Genomic DNA, 17466 nt, shown 5'->3' on the forward strand with positions numbered 1-17466 from the left:
ATGGCGGATTCACAACCCTTGTCCGGCGCCCCTGAGGGCGCCGAGTACCTGCGAGCAGTGCTGCGCGCGCCGGTTTATGAAGCGGTGCAGAAAACGCCGCTGCAAAAAATGGATAAGCTCTCGTCGCGGCTGGATAACGTTATTCTGGTGAAGCGTGAAGATCGCCAGCCGGTACACAGCTTTAAGCTGCGCGGCGCTTACGCGATGATGTCCAGCCTGACTGCCGAACAGAAATCCCACGGGGTGATCACCGCTTCGGCGGGCAACCATGCCCAGGGCGTGGCGTTTTCCGCATCGCGGCTGGGCGTTAAGGCGCTGATCGTGATGCCGGTAGCGACCGCCGATATCAAAGTCGATGCCGTTCGCGGCTTTGGCGGCGAAGTTCTGCTGCACGGCGCCAACTTTGACGAAGCGAAGGCGAGAGCGATTGAGCTGGCGCAACAGCAGGGTTTTACCTGGGTGCCGCCGTTCGATCACCCGATGGTCATCGCCGGACAGGGAACCCTGGCGCTGGAGCTGCTGCAGCAGGATGCCCATATTGACCGCGTATTCGTCCCGGTGGGCGGCGGCGGTCTGGCAGCGGGCGTGGCGGTGCTGATCAAGCAGCTGATGCCGCAGATCAAAGTGATCGCGGTGGAGGCGGAAGATTCTGCTTGCCTGAAGGCGGCGCTGGACGCAGGCCATCCGGTGGATCTGCCGCGCGTCGGCTTGTTTGCCGAAGGCGTGGCGGTCAAACGCATCGGCGATGAAACGTTCCGTTTATGCCAGGAGTATCTGGACGATATCATCACCGTCGATAGCGATGCTATCTGTGCGGCGATGAAAGATCTGTTCGAAGATGTGCGGGCGGTGGCGGAGCCTTCCGGCGCGCTGGCGCTGGCGGGGATGAAAAAGTATATCGCCCAGCATAACATCCGCGGCGAGCGACTGGCTCATATTCTGTCCGGGGCCAACGTCAACTTCCATGGCCTGCGCTACGTGTCCGAGCGCTGCGAGCTCGGGGAACAGCGGGAAGCGCTGCTGGCGGTGACGATCCCGGAAGAGAAAGGTAGCTTTTTGAAGTTTTGCCAGCTACTGGGGGGCCGCTCAGTGACGGAGTTCAACTACCGCTTTGCCGATGCCAAAGACGCCTGTATTTTTGTCGGGGTACGCCTGAGTCGTGGCCTGGAAGAGCGCAAAGAGATCCTCCAGTTACTGAACGACGGCGGCTACAGCGTGGTGGATCTCTCTGATGATGAGATGGCTAAGCTGCATGTGCGCTATATGGTCGGCGGCCGGCCGTCAAAAGCGCTGCAGGAGCGGCTGTTCAGCTTCGAGTTTCCGGAATCGCCGGGGGCGCTGCTGAAATTCCTGCATACCCTAGGCACCCACTGGAATATTTCACTGTTCCACTACCGCAGCCACGGCACTGACTATGGTCGGGTACTGGCGGCCTTCGAGTTGGGCGAGCACGAGCCGGACTTTGAAACTCGTCTTAATGAGCTGGGCTATGAGTGCCACGACGAAACGCATAACCCGGCATTCCGCTTTTTCCTCGCGGGTTAGTGGTTGGGAAGAATTTTCCAGAAAGCATCAATAAGCGGCTCATGCAGCCGCTTTTTTTGTGCGCAAACACCCAGCTCAAACGGCGTTTGCTCATCGCTGCGCTCCAGGATCATCACCCTGTTGCGTACCGGCTCCGGACTGTTCTCCAGCACCACTTCCGGCAGCAGCGCCACGCCGCATCCCAGGGCGACCATCGACACCATCGCTTCGTGCCCGCCGACGGTGGCGTAGATCGACGGATTGCTGATTTTATGCCGCCGAAACCACAGCTCGATGCGCCGACGTACCGGCCCCTGGTCGGCCATGATAAAGGGCACTGTCGACCAGTCGGGGCGCTCGACGGTCACCTGGTTGCGCACCGGGCAGGGAAGGGCCGGGGCAATTAACACCACGGCGAGGTTCTCCAGCATCGAAAACGCCACCGACCCTGGCAGAGTCTCCGGCTTACCGGCAATCGCCAGGTCGGCTTCGCCGGTGACGACCTTCTCCATAGCGTCGGCGGCGTCGCCGGTCGAGAGCTTGATCTCCACCGAGGGGTGCGCGGCGCGAAAGCGGTCGAGGATCGGCGGCAGATGGCTATAGGCGGCGGTGACAGAGCAGAAGATGTGCAGCTCGCCGGAGAGCGAAGGGCCCTGCTGATCGATGACGTGACGAAGCTGCTGATACTGCAATAAAGTCTGTTGGGCAAAGGTACGTAACTCTTCCCCGGCTTCGGTAAGGGTCACCGTGCGATTATCTCGCACGAACAGCGGCTGGCCGAGGTCCTCTTCCAGACGCTGGATCTGGCGCGAAAGCGTCGACGGGCTGACGTGCATGGCCCGCGCGCTGCGGCCAAAATGGCGGCTTTCCGCCAGATGCAGAAAGGTTTTCAGATCGCGTAAATCCACGGCGCGTACTCCCCGGTTTTGTATTTCATAAAATGCAACGTGACGTTGTGAATATATCAATTTCCGCAATAAAATTCCTGTCATATAGTAAGTTCATTCTCGCAAAAGCGAACCGAACAATAAGCACGACACAACATCACGGAGTTACAGACATGGCTAACTACTTTAATACACTGAACCTGCGCCAGCAGCTGGCACAGCTGGGCAAATGCCGCTTTATGGCGCGCGACGAATTCGCCGATGGCGCAAGCTACCTTCAGGGTAAAAAAGTGGTCATCGTCGGCTGCGGCGCGCAGGGCCTGAACCAGGGTCTGAACATGCGTGACTCCGGCCTGGATATCTCCTATGCGCTGCGTAAAGAAGCGATCGCTGAGAAGCGCGCCTCCTGGCGTAAAGCGACTGAAAACGGCTTCAAAGTCGGCACTTATGAAGAGCTGATCCCGCAGGCCGACCTGGTGGTTAACCTGACGCCGGACAAACAGCACTCAGACGTTGTGCGCTCCGTACAGCCGCTGATGAAAGACGGCGCAGCGCTGGGTTACTCCCACGGCTTCAACATCGTGGAAGTGGGCGAGCAGATCCGTAAAGACATCACCGTGGTGATGGTGGCGCCGAAGTGCCCGGGCACCGAAGTGCGTGAAGAGTACAAACGCGGTTTCGGCGTACCGACGCTTATCGCGGTACACCCGGAAAACGACCCGAAAGGCGAAGGCATGGCGATTGCCAAAGCATGGGCTGCGGCGACAGGCGGCCACCGCGCGGGCGTGCTGGAATCTTCCTTCGTGGCGGAAGTGAAATCTGACCTGATGGGCGAGCAAACCATCCTTTGCGGCATGCTGCAGGCGGGTTCTCTGCTGTGCTTCGACAAGCTGGTGGCGGAAGGTACCGATCCGGCGTATGCAGAAAAACTGATTCAGTTCGGCTGGGAAACCATCACCGAAGCGCTGAAGCAGGGCGGCATCACCCTGATGATGGATCGCCTCTCCAACCCGGCGAAACTGCGCGCTTATGCGCTGTCCGAGCAGCTGAAAGAGATCATGGCGCCGCTGTTCCAGAAACACATGGACGACATTATCTCCGGCGAATTCTCCTCCGGCATGATGGCGGACTGGGCGAATGATGATAAGAAACTGCTGACCTGGCGTGAAGAGACCGGCAAAACCGCCTTCGAAACCGCGCCGCAATATGAAGGCAAAATCGGCGAGCAGGAGTACTTCGATAAAGGCGTTCTGATGATCGCGATGGTGAAAGCGGGCGTTGAGCTGGCCTTCGAAACCATGGTGGCCTCCGGCATCATCGAAGAGTCTGCTTACTACGAATCACTGCATGAGCTGCCGCTTATCGCCAACACCATCGCCCGTAAGCGTCTGTATGAGATGAACGTGGTTATTTCCGATACCGCTGAATATGGTAACTACCTGTTCTCTTACGCTTGCGTACCGCTGCTGAAAGAGTTCATGACCACCCTGCAGACCGGCGACCTGGGCACAGCGATTGCCGAAGGCGCGGTAGATAACGCGCAGCTGCGCGATGTGAACGAAGCGATTCGCAGCCACGCTATCGAGCAGGTTGGTAAGAAACTGCGCGGTTATATGACCGATATGAAGCGTATCGCGGTAGCCGGCTAATTCCTCGTCGTCTTTCGACTTGCCGATGCGTTGGCTACGGTACGTACACCCCAGTCACATAATAATCTTTGTTCCTGGGGATGTACTTCCTTGCCGCCTTCCGGCAAGCCGAAATCCATAGAGGCATGGATTTGTTTAGTAGGCCTGATAAGCGAAGCGCCATCAGGCAAAAACCCGGAGATTAAGATCCCCGGGTTTTTTTATTATTTCCGGTACAGCACTTTGATGATGTGGTAGCCGAACTGGGTATGCAGCGGGCCGGTTGGCTCCAGTTCAGGGCAGGAGAAGACCACTTTATCGAAGGCCGGTACCATCTGGCCCTGGCGGAACTCCCCCAGATCGCCGCCGCGTTTGCCTGACGGACAAATGGAGTGTTTCTTTGCCAGCTTGCCGAAATCGGCGCCGTTTTTGAGCTGCTCGAGCAGATCGAGCGCCAGTTTCTCTTCTTTTACCAGGATATGCAGTGCTGCCGCGGTTTTAGCCATGATTGCGCCTTGAGTGAGTTGGGATAAATCAGGGCGCCATAGTATCACGCGCTAGCGGCGATACAGCACCTTGATGATGTGGTAGCCGAATTTGGTTTTCACCGGGCCATAGGGTTTGAGCAGCGGACAGCTGAAGACGGCTTGATCAAACGGACCGACCATCGCGCCTTGCTGAAACTCGCCTAAGTCGCCGCCGTTGCGGCCAGACGGACATTTAGAATAGCGTTTCGCCAGATGATCGAAGCTGACGCCCCGCTCCAGTTTGGCGAGGATCTCCAGCGCCAGTTTCTCTTCTTTGACCAGGATATGCAGGGCCGCTGCGCTTTTTGCCATGACATCATTCTCAGGATGGTTTGTGTGGCTGACACTTTACCATCAGTCAGTAAATCTCGGCTCCGCTTTCTGCTACAATCCCCACCCCGTTCGAAGATTGAGCAAGACTCCCATGCGTTTAAACCCTGGCCAACAACAAGCCGTCGAATTCGTCACCGGACCGTGCCTGGTGCTGGCGGGCGCCGGTTCCGGTAAGACCCGCGTTATTACGAATAAAATCGCCCACCTGATCCGCGGCTGCGGCTATCAGGCGCGCCATATCGCGGCCGTGACCTTTACCAACAAAGCCGCGCGCGAGATGAAAGAGCGCGTTGGGCAAACGCTGGGGCGCAAAGAGGCGCGTGGGCTGATGATTTCCACCTTCCACACTTTGGGGCTGGATATCATTAAGCGCGAATACGCTGCGCTGGGTATGAAGTCTAACTTTTCCTTATTCGACGATACCGACCAGGTGGCGCTGCTTAAGGAATTGACCGAAGGGTTGATCGAAGATGACAAAGTGGTGCTTCAGCAGCTGATCTCGACGATCTCCAACTGGAAAAACGATCTAAAAACCCCGGCGCAGGCCGCCGCTGGCGCGAAAGGCGAACGGGATCGTATTTTCGCCCACTGCTATGGGCTATACGACGCGCACATGAAGGCCTGCAATGTCCTCGATTTTGACGATCTGATCCTGCTGCCAACGCTGCTGCTGCAGCGCAACGAGGAGGTGCGCGAGCGCTGGCAAAATAAGATCCGCTACCTGCTGGTGGATGAGTATCAGGATACCAATACCAGCCAGTATGAGCTGGTGAAACTGCTGGTGGGTCAGCGGGCGCGCTTTACCGTGGTGGGCGATGACGACCAGTCGATCTACTCCTGGCGCGGCGCGCGGCCGCAGAACCTGGTGCTGCTCAGCCAGGACTTCCCGGCGCTGCAGGTGATCAAGCTTGAGCAGAACTACCGCTCATCCGGGCGTATTCTGAAAGCCGCCAACATTTTGATCGCCAATAACCCTCACGTCTTTGAAAAGCGGCTGTTCTCCGAACTGGGATATGGCGCGGAGCTGAAAGTGCTCTCCGCCAACAATGAAGATCATGAAGCGGAGCGCGTGGCCGGGGAGCTGATCGCCCACCACTTCATTAATAAAACCAATTACAAAGACTACGCGATCCTTTATCGCGGCAATCACCAGTCGCGGGTCTTTGAAAAGATGCTGATGCAGAACCGCATCCCGTACAAAATCTCCGGCGGCACGTCGTTCTTTTCGCGTCCGGAAATTAAAGATCTGCTGGCCTATCTGCGCGTGCTGACCAACCCGGACGACGACAGCGCCTTCCTGCGTATCGTCAACACGCCGAAGCGCGAGATCGGCCCGGCGACGCTGCAAAAGCTCGGTGAGTGGGCGATGGGCCGCAACAAAGGATTGTTCACCGCCAGCTTTGATATGGGTCTCAGCCAGACGCTGACCGGGCGCGGCTATGAATCCCTCACCCGCTTCACCCACTGGCTACGCGAGATCCAGCAGCTGGCCGAACGCGAGCCGGTCAACGCCGTGCGCGATTTGATTCGCGGGATCGACTACGAATCCTGGCTGTATGAAACCTCGCCCAGCCCGAAAGCCGCGGAAATGCGCATGAAAAACGTCAACCAGCTGTTTACCTGGATGACCGAGATGCTGGAAGGCAGCGAAATCGATGAGCCGATGACCCTGACCCAGGTGGTCACCCGCTTTACCCTGCGCGACATGATGGAGCGCGGCGAATCGGATGAAGAGCTGGATCAGGTGCAGCTGATGACTCTCCATGCGTCAAAGGGGCTGGAGTTCCCCTACGTCTATCTGGTGGGAATGGAAGAGGGATTGCTGCCGCACCAAAGCAGCATTGATGAAGATAACGTCGATGAAGAGCGACGGTTAGCCTACGTTGGCATCACCCGTGCGCAGAAAGAGCTGACCTTTACGCTCTGTAAGGAGCGCCGGCAATATGGCGAACTGGTGCGTCCTGAACCGAGTCGTTTTCTGCTGGAGCTACCTCAGGACGACCTTATCTGGGAGCAGGCACGCAAAACCATTACGCCTGAAGAGCGGATGCAAAAAGGCCAGGCCAACGTCGCTAATATTCGGGCGATGCTGGCAAAGGCGAAAAAAGCTTAGCGTCTCAGGCGATAAACTGCTGCCAGGCGGCGGAGAAGGGCATCACCAGTATTAGCGAGGGCAGCATATTGGCGGTAGGGAAGGCACGGATCCCGCACAGACGGAAACCGGTCGCCAGCATAATGATGCCGCCGCAGGCGGTGAAGTCGGCGATCATCGACGGATTGATTAACGCCATGATAAAGGTTGCCGCGAAAAACAGGATAACGAAAACAATCAGCTGGGGAATAAAGATCACGGTGATGATATACCCCAGCGTGGAGGCGAAAATCGCGGCAGTAAAAAAGTCGAGGATCGACTTGGTCAGCAGAATGGTCGGGTCGCCGGTCATCCCTTCGGTTAAGGCGCCGAAGATGCCGGTACCGCTGGCGCAGAACAGGATCAGCACGGCGATAAACTGATTCATAAAATCTTCCGCACCGACGCTGGCGCTGGACTGCGCCGGAAAGATACGTTCAATGGGGCTGCGCAGCGTTGTTCCGGCTCGTTCAATCCATTTTTCAATATTCAACAGGCCGCCGATAATCGTGCCGACAATAATAGCCAAGGCAATCGGCGGCAGGTTATGCAATTTATTGACAAAGAATATGCCCATACTGATTGAGATCAGTCCGGCGATCAACGGTAAGGTTTTTTTGAAATGTTCCGGAATAAAACGATTCAGTGAAGCGCCCGCCAGCGCACCGACGAGAAGCGAGCCGCTACAGACAAATATACCTATAGCCATAATTTATTTTCCCTAATAAAAATCAGGGCCTGAATATACAGGCCCTGAAATATTTAAATTAATTATTTAATGTTAAATACGCGGCTGGCATTACCCCAGGCGATTTTCTCTTTCAGGCCTGCTTCAAGTTCTAAAGGGTCAAACCAGTCGCAGGCCTGATGAATATCTTCATACGGATAATCGACAGAGAACATCACGCGATCGGCGCCCATGACTTCAATAGCATTATTCAGTGAATGGGTATTGAAATGGCCGCTGGTGGTAACGATGAAGTTATTCTGCAGGTAGTGCATTAACGGTTTTTCCGCTTTACCCAGACCGCAGCCGAAACGCTGACGATAGAGACGATGTTGAGTGCGCGGCAGCATATGTACCAGCCCTTCGCCGAGGTGACCCAGCACCAGATTGAGGTTAGGATAACGATCGAACAGACCGCTCATCATCAGACGAATAGCATGCACTGCCGTTTCCTGAGCGAAGCCCCAGGCAGAGCCGATCAGGCTTTCGTAACCGGTATAGATGCCGCGCGCCGGGCCTTCCAGCGGTTCACGAGGATGCAGATAGACAGGCACGTTCAGCTCGTTGACCTTATCCCAGAATACCAGCATGGATTCGTCATCAAGATACAGGCCATGCTCGCTATCTTTAACGTTGGTGTAGCCGTTGATCAGCGCACCTTTCATGCCTAACTTTTTCACGGCGCGCTCCAGCTCTTCCGCCGCGGCTTCCGGGTTCTGCAATGCCAGGGTGGCGAAGGCGCTGAATTTGTCCGGATTTGGCTTAACATAATTCTCAACGATAAAATCGTTGGTATCGCGGGCAAAAGAGACGGCTTTGGCTTTATCTAAAATAGACTGGGCGCCAGGTGAAGTCAGAGAAAGAATTACATGATCAATATGACGCTGCGCCATTTCTTCCAGCTGAATGCTGCGATCCAGCAGGCGGCGTTCAACATCTTTCATATATTCTGTGCCGTTACGACCTGCTTCACCAGATGAATCCCACAGACGGTTATTTTCAGGAGTGGATACGTGTTCTTCTAAAGCAATTTTTCCGCGCATGATATTTTCCTTGCGATATGAGTCAGTGTGGCTTGATGCGAGGAGAATAAAAGCTTTCACGTATTACCAGCAATAAACCAAACGTAATAGGGGTTATTAATAAAACCAATACACGGGCGTATTTTGTTACTTAGATTTTAATAGAAGTACTCTGCTGTGCGGGATCGGCAAGCGTAGCGATCAGCGAGCGTAGCCAGATATGTCCGGGATCGCGGTGCAGCCGCTGATGCCAGACCTGACGGATGGCGATTTTGGCGAGGGGAAAAGGCAGCGGCCAGCTGCGGCAGGGATAGCGCCGGGTGATATGCCGCGCCACCTGTTCCGGGACGACGGCAATCATATCGCTTTCGGCCACCAGCTCACCGGTACCTAAAAAACTTGGTAACGTTAGCGCAATGCGCCGGGGCATGTGGTGCTCATCAAGCAGCTTATCCATATCGCCATGGGCAGTCCCCTCCACGCGGATCGCCAGATGCTTTTCCTGGCGCCAGTCTTCGGCGCGGAGTTGTGCGCGAATGCGAGGATGGTTTTCCGCAGCCAGGCAGACATATGATTGATCGAAGAGATGTTGCTGGTAGACGCTTTCCGGAAGCTGCGTCAGATAGCCGATCGCGAGATCGCATTTCCCGGATTCGAGGGCGTTGAGGGTCTGCTCATCCAGATTCTGTACCGTAAAGGTGATCCCGTCCGCCGCCTGCTGCTGGAGCGCAATTTGCAATAAAGGCAGCAGCGTCATTTGGCTGATATCGGTCATACCGATCGTAAAATTACGCTGGCTCTGCTGGGGAAGAAATTCAGGTTTGACCGCTAAATCGTTATCGGCAAGCTGGAGAAGAGTCGAGATGGTGGGGGCGATCGCGTCCGCTCGCGGCGTCGGGATCATCCGCTGCCCGACCCGGACAAACAGCGGGTCAGCAAAATGATCTCGTAGTTTTTTCAGCAAAAGGCTGCCGGTGGGCTGGCTGATATCGAGCGCGTCCGCTGCTGGGGAAACATTGCCCAAGCGGTAGAGCGCAGAGAAAAAGCGTAGCGATTTGAAATCCAGTTCTTCCCGCATCCGCCCTCCTGGCTGGATATTATTTCAGCGTATCGCCGCTGGCGACCCGAAGTATCCAGTGGACGTAGCTTTGCCACTGACACTCCTGATCGACCATCTCCCGACCCAGCGGATGTTCATCCAGCCAGTTTCCCGGCAATATCAGCGTCAGTTGTTCGTCTTGAGCGGTCAGCTGAATGGCGGGCAACAGATCGTCGCGCCGCCGGCTGGCAAACAGGATTGCCAGTCGCAGCAGACGACACAGATGCTCAGCCACCCGCGGCGGGACGGCATTCTGTTGATGAAGCGAAGAGAGGTCGATAGCGTTAGTCTGGTTAAGGAGCAGCGTGGCAATCAGCTTCTTCTGCGCCGGGGTAAACCCCGGCAGGTCGAGGTTATTGACCAGATAGGCGGCGTGCTGCGGCGCGCGCTTAAAATCCACGCTCAGCCCAATCTCATGCAGCGCACAGGCGCTAAGGAGTAAATCACGGCTTAGCGGATCCAGCTCCCAGCTGCCATCCAACTGACTGAGCAGATGACTGGCAAGGCCGCCGACGCGCTGGGCCTGTTCGGTGTCGATCATAAAACGACGCTGAATATTACGCAGCGTGCGGCTGCGGATGTCCTGCTCAACGGAGAGATGCAGCATGCCGTACACCAGGCCTTCGCGTAACGCGCCGCCCGCGAGGGTCATACACTGAATATTCAGTTCGCTGAAGATAGCGATCAGGATCGCCAGCCCGCTAGGAAACACCAGCGCCCGCTCAAGGGTTAAGCCTTCGATCTCCAGCTCTTCCAGACGTCCGCACTGGATAGCGCGCTGTTTAAGCTGCTGGAGTTTGGCGAGGGTGATTCGTTCATCCATCCCCTGCGCCATCATAATTTCCTGCAGAGCCTGAACGGTGCCGGAGGCGCCAACGCACACTTTCCATCCGTGATAGCGCAGCACATCGGCGACGGGCAGTAGTACCTCGCGCGCAGCCGCTTCGGCGAGATCGAAATTCTCTTTCGTCAGACTACGGTCGGCAAAATAGCGTTCAAGCCAGGTGACACAGCCCATCGACAGGCTAAACAGCGAGGTTGTTTGTGCGCCGGTCCCGGTCACCAGCTCGGTGCTGGCGCCGCCGATATCGACCACCAGGCGCTGATCGGCGCCGCCGGTGGTGTGGGCGACACCCTGGTAAATCAGGCGCGCTTCTTCTTCGCCGCTGATCACTTGCACTGGAGTGCCGAGGATCTCCTGCGCTTTCGCCAGAAACTCCCCCGCATTGACGGCAAGACGCAGCGTGGCGGTGGCCACGACGCGGATTTGCGTCGGCGGAATATCCTGCAGGCGCTCGGCAAACAGGCGTAAGCACTGCCAGCCCCGTTCCATCGCTTCTGCGGAGAGGGTGTTGTCGCTATTCAGGCCGGCGGCCAGTCGAACCTTACGCTTAATGCGGCTCAGCGTCTGGATGCTGCCCGCCACCTCGCGCACCACCAACATATGGAAACTATTGGAGCCCAAATCAATGGCGGCATATAGCGAGGTGGAGCTCATACTCTTCATCGTTCAGAAGGCTCCCTGGTCGGTGGGGCGCTTAGGCCCGATCCACATCACTGAGCGGGTCGCCAGAGGAAGGTCGCCCTGGCAGATTCTGAATGACTGAGCGTATGGCATAGATCTCTTAACCTGAACGACGACGATTGCGCGGTGGACCGTTACGGCGCGGGCCGTTGCCTGGGCGCGCACGGGTCAGACGCAGCGGCTTAGGCAGGTCGGTCATCAGCGCGTCCGGGTTGTACTTACTGACCGGAATTGAGTGACCAATATAGGTTTCGATCGCCGGCAGATTCAGCGCATACTCTTCGCAGGCGAGGCTAATGGAGTGACCGCTGGCGCCAGCGCGACCGGTACGGCCGATGCGGTGAACGTAATCTTCGCAGTCGTCCGGCAGATCGTAGTTAAAGACGTGAGTCACGGCCGGAATATGTAAGCCACGGGCGGCAACATCGGTCGCGACCAGAATATCGAGGTCGCCACGGGTAAATTCTTCGAGAATGCGCAGACGTTTTTTCTGCGCCACGTCGCCGGTCAGCAGACCTACGCGATGGCCGTCGGCGGCGAGATGGCCCCAGATATCTTCGCAACGGTGCTTGGTATTGGCGAAAACGATGGCGCGATCGGGCCACTCTTCTTCCAGCAGCGTCTGCAGCAGGCGCATTTTTTCTTCATTGGAAGGGTAGAAGAGCTCTTCTTTAATACGGTGGCCTGTCTTCTGTTCCGGCTCGACTTCAACGTACTCGGCGTTATTCATTTGTTCGAACGCCAGTTCGCGGACGCGATAAGAAAGGGTCGCGGAGAACAGCATGTTCAGGCGCTGAGTGGCCGGCGGCATGCGGCGGAACAGCCAGCGGATATCTTTAATAAAGCCGAGATCGTACATGCGATCGGCTTCGTCCAGCACGACAACCTGAATGGCGCCGAGGTTAATGTGGTTCTGCTTCGCGTAATCGATCAGACGACCAGTGGTGCCGATCAGAATATCGACGCCGCTTTCCAGCACTTTCAACTGCTTATCGTAGCCGTCGCCGCCGTAAGCCAGACCCAGCTTCAGACCGGTGGCCTGCGCCAGTGGCTCAGCGTCGGCGTGGATCTGTACCGCCAGTTCACGCGTCGGCGCCATAATCAGCGCGCGCGGTTGGTTAACCTGGCGATCGGCGATAGCCGGGTGAGAGAGAAGATAATGAAACGTTGACGTCAGGAACGCCATCGTTTTACCGGTACCGGTTTGCGCCTGCCCGGCGACATCGCGGCCTTCCAGCGTCAGCGGAAGGGCGAGGGCCTGAATGGGTGTGCAATTATGAAACCCTTTCTTTTCAAGGGCTTCAATGACTGCCGGGTGCAGGGCGAAGTCGGAAAACTTCTGTTCTGTTAAATGTGTTTTGCTCATAGTGTGGTAGAATATCAGCTAACTATTGCATTAAGAAAGCGTATCCGGTGAAATAACGTCAACCTTTCGTTGGCGGTGTACGAAATTATTCAAGGTACGTCTACGGTAACTGAACGAATCCAGGATAGCTTAGACTACTAAGCGAGTCGGGAGCGATAAATCTGCAGCATGCAGTTCGCGTTCGGGCACCCTGGCGTCAACAGGCGAGTCCATGATGGATTGCGCCAGTTGGCAGGCCAGAGAATTGAGGTATCCTGAAGAATAGCGTGCATAACGTAGCCGCAGCGCGTCGTTGATGGCTACGACACCAACACACCAGGCTTATTCCTGTGGAGTTAAATATGAGCGATAAAATTATTCACCTGACTGACGACAGTTTTGACACGGACGTACTCAAGGCTGACGGGCTGACCCTCGTCGATTTCTGGGCAGAGTGGTGTGGTCCGTGCAAAATGATCGCCCCGATTCTGGATGAGATCGCTGAAGAGTATCAGGGCAAACTGACCGTAGCTAAGCTGAACATTGACCAGAACCCGGGCACTGCGCCGAAATACGGCATTCGCGGTATCCCAACCCTGCTGCTGTTTAAAAACGGCGAAGTGGCGGCCACTAAAGTTGGCGCCCTGTCCAAGGGTCAGCTGAAAGAGTTCCTCGACGCTAACCTGGCGTAAGCGAATTGCTGTTCCGGCGTCCAGATTCCTATTTTTTGCGGAACTCTGGACGCCCGGCTGGAGTCGTGCTAAGTTAATCCACAGACTTCGTTTTAAACATACCTTGTTTGAATCTTGTTTTACCCGAAGCATCCCGCATAAATGCGCGTGAAGCTAATAATTCCGGGCTTTTCACTCATTCCGTCTAGTCGTTTCAGTTCTGCGTTCTTTCCTGTGACCAGGCAACGTACAGACACGAGATGAAGGCCGTTAACAGGCATGGAAGTTCCTGCCATACCATTCACAACATTAAGTTCGAGATTTACCCCGAGTTTAAGAACCCACACCACTATGAATCTTACCGAATTAAAGAATACGCCGGTTTCTGAGCTGATTACTCTCGGCGAAAATATGGGGCTGGAAAACCTGGCTCGTATGCGTAAGCAGGATATTATTTTTGCCATCCTCAAGCAGCATTCGAAGAGTGGCGAAGATATCTTTGGCGACGGCGTACTGGAGATACTGCAGGATGGATTTGGATTCCTCCGCTCCGCAGACAGCTCCTACCTCGCCGGCCCTGACGACATCTACGTATCCCCCAGCCAAATCCGCCGTTTCAACCTCCGCACTGGTGACACCATTTCCGGTAAGATTCGTCCTCCGAAAGAGGGTGAACGTTACTTTGCGCTGCTGAAAGTTAACGAAGTTAACTACGACAAGCCGGAAAACGCGCGTAACAAGATCCTGTTCGAGAACTTAACGCCGCTGCACGCGAACTCTCGCCTGCGTATGGAGCGTGGTAACGGTTCTACCGAAGACTTAACCGCTCGCGTACTGGATCTGGCCTCCCCGATTGGCCGCGGCCAGCGTGGCCTCATCGTCGCGCCGCCGAAAGCCGGTAAAACCATGCTGCTGCAGAACATCGCGCAGAGCATCGCATACAACCACCCGGACTGTGTCCTGATGGTACTGCTGATCGACGAACGTCCGGAAGAAGTGACCGAGATGCAGCGTCTGGTGAAAGGTGAAGTGGTTGCTTCCACCTTTGACGAGCCGGCATCCCGTCACGTGCAGGTTGCCGAGATGGTTATTGAGAAAGCGAAACGTCTGGTTGAACACAAGAAAGACGTTATCATCCTGCTCGACTCTATTACCCGTCTGGCGCGTGCCTACAACACCGTGGTTCCGGCTTCCGGTAAAGTGTTGACCGGTGGTGTGGACGCTAACGCCCTGCACCGTCCGAAGCGTTTCTTTGGTGCGGCACGTAACGTCGAGGAGGGCGGTAGCCTGACCATCATCGCCACGGCGCTGATCGACACCGGTTCCAAAATGGACGAAGTTATCTACGAAGAGTTTAAAGGCACCGGTAACATGGAACTGCACCTCTCTCGTAAGATTGCTGAAAAACGCGTCTTCCCGGCTATCGACTACAACCGTTCCGGTACCCGTAAAGAAGAGCTGCTTACCACTCAGGAAGAGCTGCAGAAAATGTGGATCCTGCGCAAAATTATCCATCCGATGGGTGAGATTGATGCGATGGAATTCCTCATCAATAAGCTGGCAATGACCAAGACGAATGATGACTTCTTCGATATGATGAAGCGCTCGTAAGGTAAAAAAAGCCAAAAACGCCACGCCTTTGCGTGGCGTTTTCATTTTTGGGTTTGTATGATCCAGAGACAGAGAAAGCGGGACGAAAGTTGTCGTATAATGGCGCCGGATAGCAGGCGGAGACAGCTTTAACAGACTAAAATCTATACAATAAATTTGTAATGTTCTGCTTTTCCCCTTCTGGAGTTGGGGCATCATCGCTATACTTCCCGGATTAACTATGCTGAGAGCACATGCGTTGTGAATTTACTCACTGCTATTACTGAATTAATCAGTATTTTCTTATTCACGACCCTCTTTATTTTTGTCGCGCGGAAAGTGGCAAAAAAGATCGGGTTAGTGGATAAACCCAACTATCGCAAACGGCATCAGGGGTTGATTCCGTTGGTCGGTGGTATCTCAGTTTATGCAGGTATCTGTTTCACTTTCGCCATCGCCGATTATTATATTCCTCACGCCTCGCTGTATCTGGCCTGCGCGGGGGTATTGGTGCTGGTTGGCGCGCTTGACGATCGCTTCGACATCAGCGTGAAAATTCGCGCGGTCATTCAGGCCGCGATCGCCGTGATTATGATGATGGCAGGGAATCTGCATCTGAGTAGTTTGGGCTTTATTTTTGGCTCGTGGGAACTGGTGCTGGGGCCCTTCGGCTTCTTCCTGACGCTGTTTGCCGTCTGGGCCGCTATCAATGCGTTCAACATGGTCGATGGTATCGACGGCCTGCTCGGCGGACTGTCATCGGTCTCTTTTGCGGCGACCGGGATTATCCTTTGGTTTGATGGTCAGTACAGCCTGGCGATGTGGTGTTTCGCGATGATCGCCGCCATTCTACCCTATATTCTTCTCAATCTTGGCGCCCTCGGCCGCCGCTATAAAGTCTTTATGGGTGACGCCGGCAGCACGATGATTGGCTTCACCATCATCTGGATCCTGCTGGAAACCACGCAAGGTAAAACGCATCCCATTAGCCCGGTGACCGCGCTGTGGATTATCGCTATCCCGCTGATGGACATGGTGGCGATTATGTATCGCCGCCTGCGCAAAGGCATGAGTCCTTTCTCACCGGACCGTCAGCATATTCATCATTTGATCATGCGCGCCGGGTTTACTTCCCGCCAGGCGTTTGTCCTGATTACCCTGGCCGCCGCCCTGCTGGCGCTGGTTGGCGTCGTGGCGGAGTACACCCGCATTGTGCCGGAATGGGTGATGTTAATTCTCTTTTTGGTAGCCTTCTTTCTTTATGGCTACTGTATTAAGCGCGCCTGGAAAGTGGCGCGCCTGGTTAAGCGCATCAGACGCAGAATTCGGCGACACAGCGGCAATAATCCGAAACTAACCAAGTAGAGCTGGGGATGTGATGACTCAACCATTACCGGGAGCACAAGCAGTGAACGTTGAGAACGAGCTGGATATTCGCGGGCTGTTTCGCGCTTTATGGGCAGGAAAAGGCTGGATAGTCGGCGGCGCCGTACTCTTCGCCGCCATCGTGCTGGTGTACACCTTCTTTGCTCGCCAGGAGTGGAGCGCCACGGCGATCACCGATCGGCCTACTGTCAATATGTTGGGGGGATACTATTCCCAACAGCAGTTCTTACGCAATCTGGACATTAAAGCCGACCTCGCCTCGGTCGACCAGCCTTCCGCCATGGATGAAGCGTATAAAGAGTTCATCATGCAGCTGGCCTCCTGGGATACCCGGCGCGATTTCTGGCTGCAAACGGACTACTACAAGCAGCGTCAGTCGGGTAATGCCCGCGCTGATGCGGCGATGCTGGATGACCTGATTAACAATATCCAGTTTATGCCAGGCGATGCGGCCAAGAGCATTAACGACAGCGTCAAACTGACCGCCGAGACCGGGCAGGATGCCAATAATCTGTTGCGTCAGTATGTGGCCTTCGCCAGCCAGCGGGCGGCAGGCCATCTTAACGACGAACTTAAAGGCGCCTGGGCGGCGCGGACGGTGCAGATGAAGGCGCAGGTGAAGCGCCAGGAAGAGGTGGCCGAGGCCATCTTCAATCGCCGGACGCACAGCGTGGAGCAGGCGCTGAAGGTGGCTCAGCAGCACAATATTTCACGTAGCGAAACGGATGTTCCTGCCGATCAGTTGCCGGATTCAGAGCTATTTTTATTGGGCAGGCCGATGCTGCAGGCCAGGCTGGAAAACCTGCAGGCCGTCGGGCCGGAATATGACCTCGATTACGACCAGAACCGCGCCATGCTGAGCACGTTGAACGTCGGTCCAACGTTAGATCCGCGTTTTCAGACTTACCGGTATTTGCGGACGCCGGAAGAACCTGTAAAACGCGATAGCCCGCGCCGTGTATTTCTGATGGTGATGTGGGGGATTGTGGGTGCGCTCATCGGCGCAGGCGTGGCGTTATCGCGTCGTCGTGTCCTGTGATTGCGGCCTGTGGTGAAGGGCAGATGACCTTC

The 17466-nt window shown here is 55.7% G+C and carries 15 protein-coding genes; 7 read left to right on the forward strand and 8 right to left on the reverse strand.

Annotated features, from left to right (window positions below; all coding sequences use genetic code 11):
* Nucleotides 1-1545, forward strand: a complete 1545-nt coding sequence (gene ilvA, locus DR88_RS01605; protein WP_002883174.1) for a threonine ammonia-lyase, biosynthetic — start codon at nucleotides 1-3, stop codon at nucleotides 1543-1545.
* On the opposite strand, the gene ilvY is transcribed toward ilvA, so the two are convergent.
* Nucleotides 1542-2432 carry an HTH-type transcriptional activator IlvY gene (ilvY, locus tag DR88_RS01600; protein WP_002883176.1) on the reverse strand — a complete coding sequence of 297 codons (891 nt, stop codon included), beginning with the start codon at nucleotides 2430-2432 and terminating at the stop codon, nucleotides 1542-1544. The genes ilvA and ilvY overlap by 4 nt on opposite strands.
* A gap of 152 nt (nucleotides 2433-2584) precedes the next feature.
* Between ilvY and ilvC the strand changes: the two genes are divergently transcribed.
* Nucleotides 2585-4060 carry a ketol-acid reductoisomerase gene (gene ilvC, locus DR88_RS01595; RefSeq protein ID WP_002883178.1) on the forward strand — a complete coding sequence of 492 codons (1476 nt, stop codon included), beginning with the start codon at nucleotides 2585-2587 and terminating at the stop codon, nucleotides 4058-4060.
* A 203-nt stretch (nucleotides 4061-4263) separates the two neighbouring features.
* On the opposite strand, the gene ppiC (DR88_RS01590) is transcribed toward ilvC, so the two are convergent.
* Both ppiC (DR88_RS01590) and ppiC (DR88_RS01585) read right to left on the reverse strand, forming a co-directional pair.
* Nucleotides 4264-4545 carry a peptidylprolyl isomerase PpiC gene (ppiC, locus tag DR88_RS01590; protein WP_002883180.1) on the reverse strand — a complete coding sequence of 94 codons (282 nt, stop codon included), beginning with the start codon at nucleotides 4543-4545 and terminating at the stop codon, nucleotides 4264-4266.
* A gap of 51 nt (nucleotides 4546-4596) precedes the next feature.
* Nucleotides 4597-4878, reverse strand: a complete 282-nt coding sequence (gene ppiC / locus DR88_RS01585) for a peptidylprolyl isomerase PpiC (protein ID WP_002883181.1) — start codon at nucleotides 4876-4878, stop codon at nucleotides 4597-4599.
* A 112-nt stretch (nucleotides 4879-4990) separates the two neighbouring features.
* Here ppiC (DR88_RS01585) and rep point away from each other — a divergent pair, with 112 nt between their 5' ends.
* Complete coding sequence (gene rep / locus DR88_RS01580) at nucleotides 4991-7012, forward strand: DNA helicase Rep (protein ID WP_004181641.1); 2022 nt, start codon at nucleotides 4991-4993, stop codon at nucleotides 7010-7012.
* Between the two features lie 4 nt (nucleotides 7013-7016).
* On the opposite strand, the gene DR88_RS01575 is transcribed toward rep, so the two are convergent.
* From DR88_RS01575 to rhlB, 5 genes are all read right to left on the reverse strand, one after another.
* The gene (locus DR88_RS01575; RefSeq protein ID WP_002883185.1) at nucleotides 7017-7739 is read right to left on the reverse strand and encodes a DUF554 domain-containing protein; all 723 of its coding nucleotides are present in this window, start codon (nucleotides 7737-7739) and stop codon (nucleotides 7017-7019) included.
* 62 nt (nucleotides 7740-7801) lie between these two features.
* On the reverse strand, nucleotides 7802-8800 hold the full coding sequence (locus DR88_RS01570; protein WP_004181642.1) for an amidohydrolase family protein: 999 nt from the start codon (nucleotides 8798-8800) through the stop codon (nucleotides 7802-7804).
* Nucleotides 8801-8930: 130 nt separating this feature from the next.
* Nucleotides 8931-9857 (reverse strand): LysR family transcriptional regulator, encoded by a 927-nt coding sequence (locus tag DR88_RS01565; RefSeq protein WP_002883211.1) that lies wholly within the window; start codon nucleotides 9855-9857, stop codon nucleotides 8931-8933.
* 19 nt (nucleotides 9858-9876) lie between these two features.
* Nucleotides 9877-11385, reverse strand: coding sequence for a guanosine-5'-triphosphate,3'-diphosphate diphosphatase (gene gppA, locus DR88_RS01560; RefSeq protein ID WP_004150419.1), 1509 nt, complete (start codon nucleotides 11383-11385; stop codon nucleotides 9877-9879).
* 118 nt (nucleotides 11386-11503) lie between these two features.
* A complete protein-coding gene (rhlB, locus tag DR88_RS01555; RefSeq protein ID WP_002883222.1) occupies nucleotides 11504-12769 on the reverse strand; it encodes an ATP-dependent RNA helicase RhlB in 1266 nt (421 codons plus the stop codon).
* Nucleotides 12770-13110: 341 nt separating this feature from the next.
* On the opposite strand from rhlB, the gene trxA reads away from it, so the two are divergent.
* The 4 genes from trxA (at nucleotide 13111) to wzzE (ending at nucleotide 17434) form a co-directional block, all read left to right on the forward strand.
* Nucleotides 13111-13440, forward strand: a complete 330-nt coding sequence (gene trxA / locus DR88_RS01550; RefSeq protein WP_002883224.1) for a thioredoxin TrxA — start codon at nucleotides 13111-13113, stop codon at nucleotides 13438-13440.
* Nucleotides 13441-13770: 330 nt separating this feature from the next.
* Nucleotides 13771-15030, forward strand: coding sequence for a transcription termination factor Rho (gene rho, locus DR88_RS01545; protein WP_002883293.1), 1260 nt, complete (start codon nucleotides 13771-13773; stop codon nucleotides 15028-15030).
* A gap of 240 nt (nucleotides 15031-15270) precedes the next feature.
* Nucleotides 15271-16374 carry a UDP-N-acetylglucosamine--undecaprenyl-phosphate N-acetylglucosaminephosphotransferase gene (gene wecA / locus DR88_RS01540; RefSeq protein WP_002883295.1) on the forward strand — a complete coding sequence of 368 codons (1104 nt, stop codon included), beginning with the start codon at nucleotides 15271-15273 and terminating at the stop codon, nucleotides 16372-16374.
* A 13-nt stretch (nucleotides 16375-16387) separates the two neighbouring features.
* Nucleotides 16388-17434, forward strand: coding sequence for an ECA polysaccharide chain length modulation protein (wzzE, locus tag DR88_RS01535; protein WP_002883296.1), 1047 nt, complete (start codon nucleotides 16388-16390; stop codon nucleotides 17432-17434).
* Nucleotides 17435-17466: the final 32 nt, after the last annotated feature.

The sequence above is a fragment of the Klebsiella pneumoniae genome, from assembly GCF_000742135.1.
GTDB lineage: Bacteria > Pseudomonadota > Gammaproteobacteria > Enterobacterales > Enterobacteriaceae > Klebsiella > Klebsiella pneumoniae.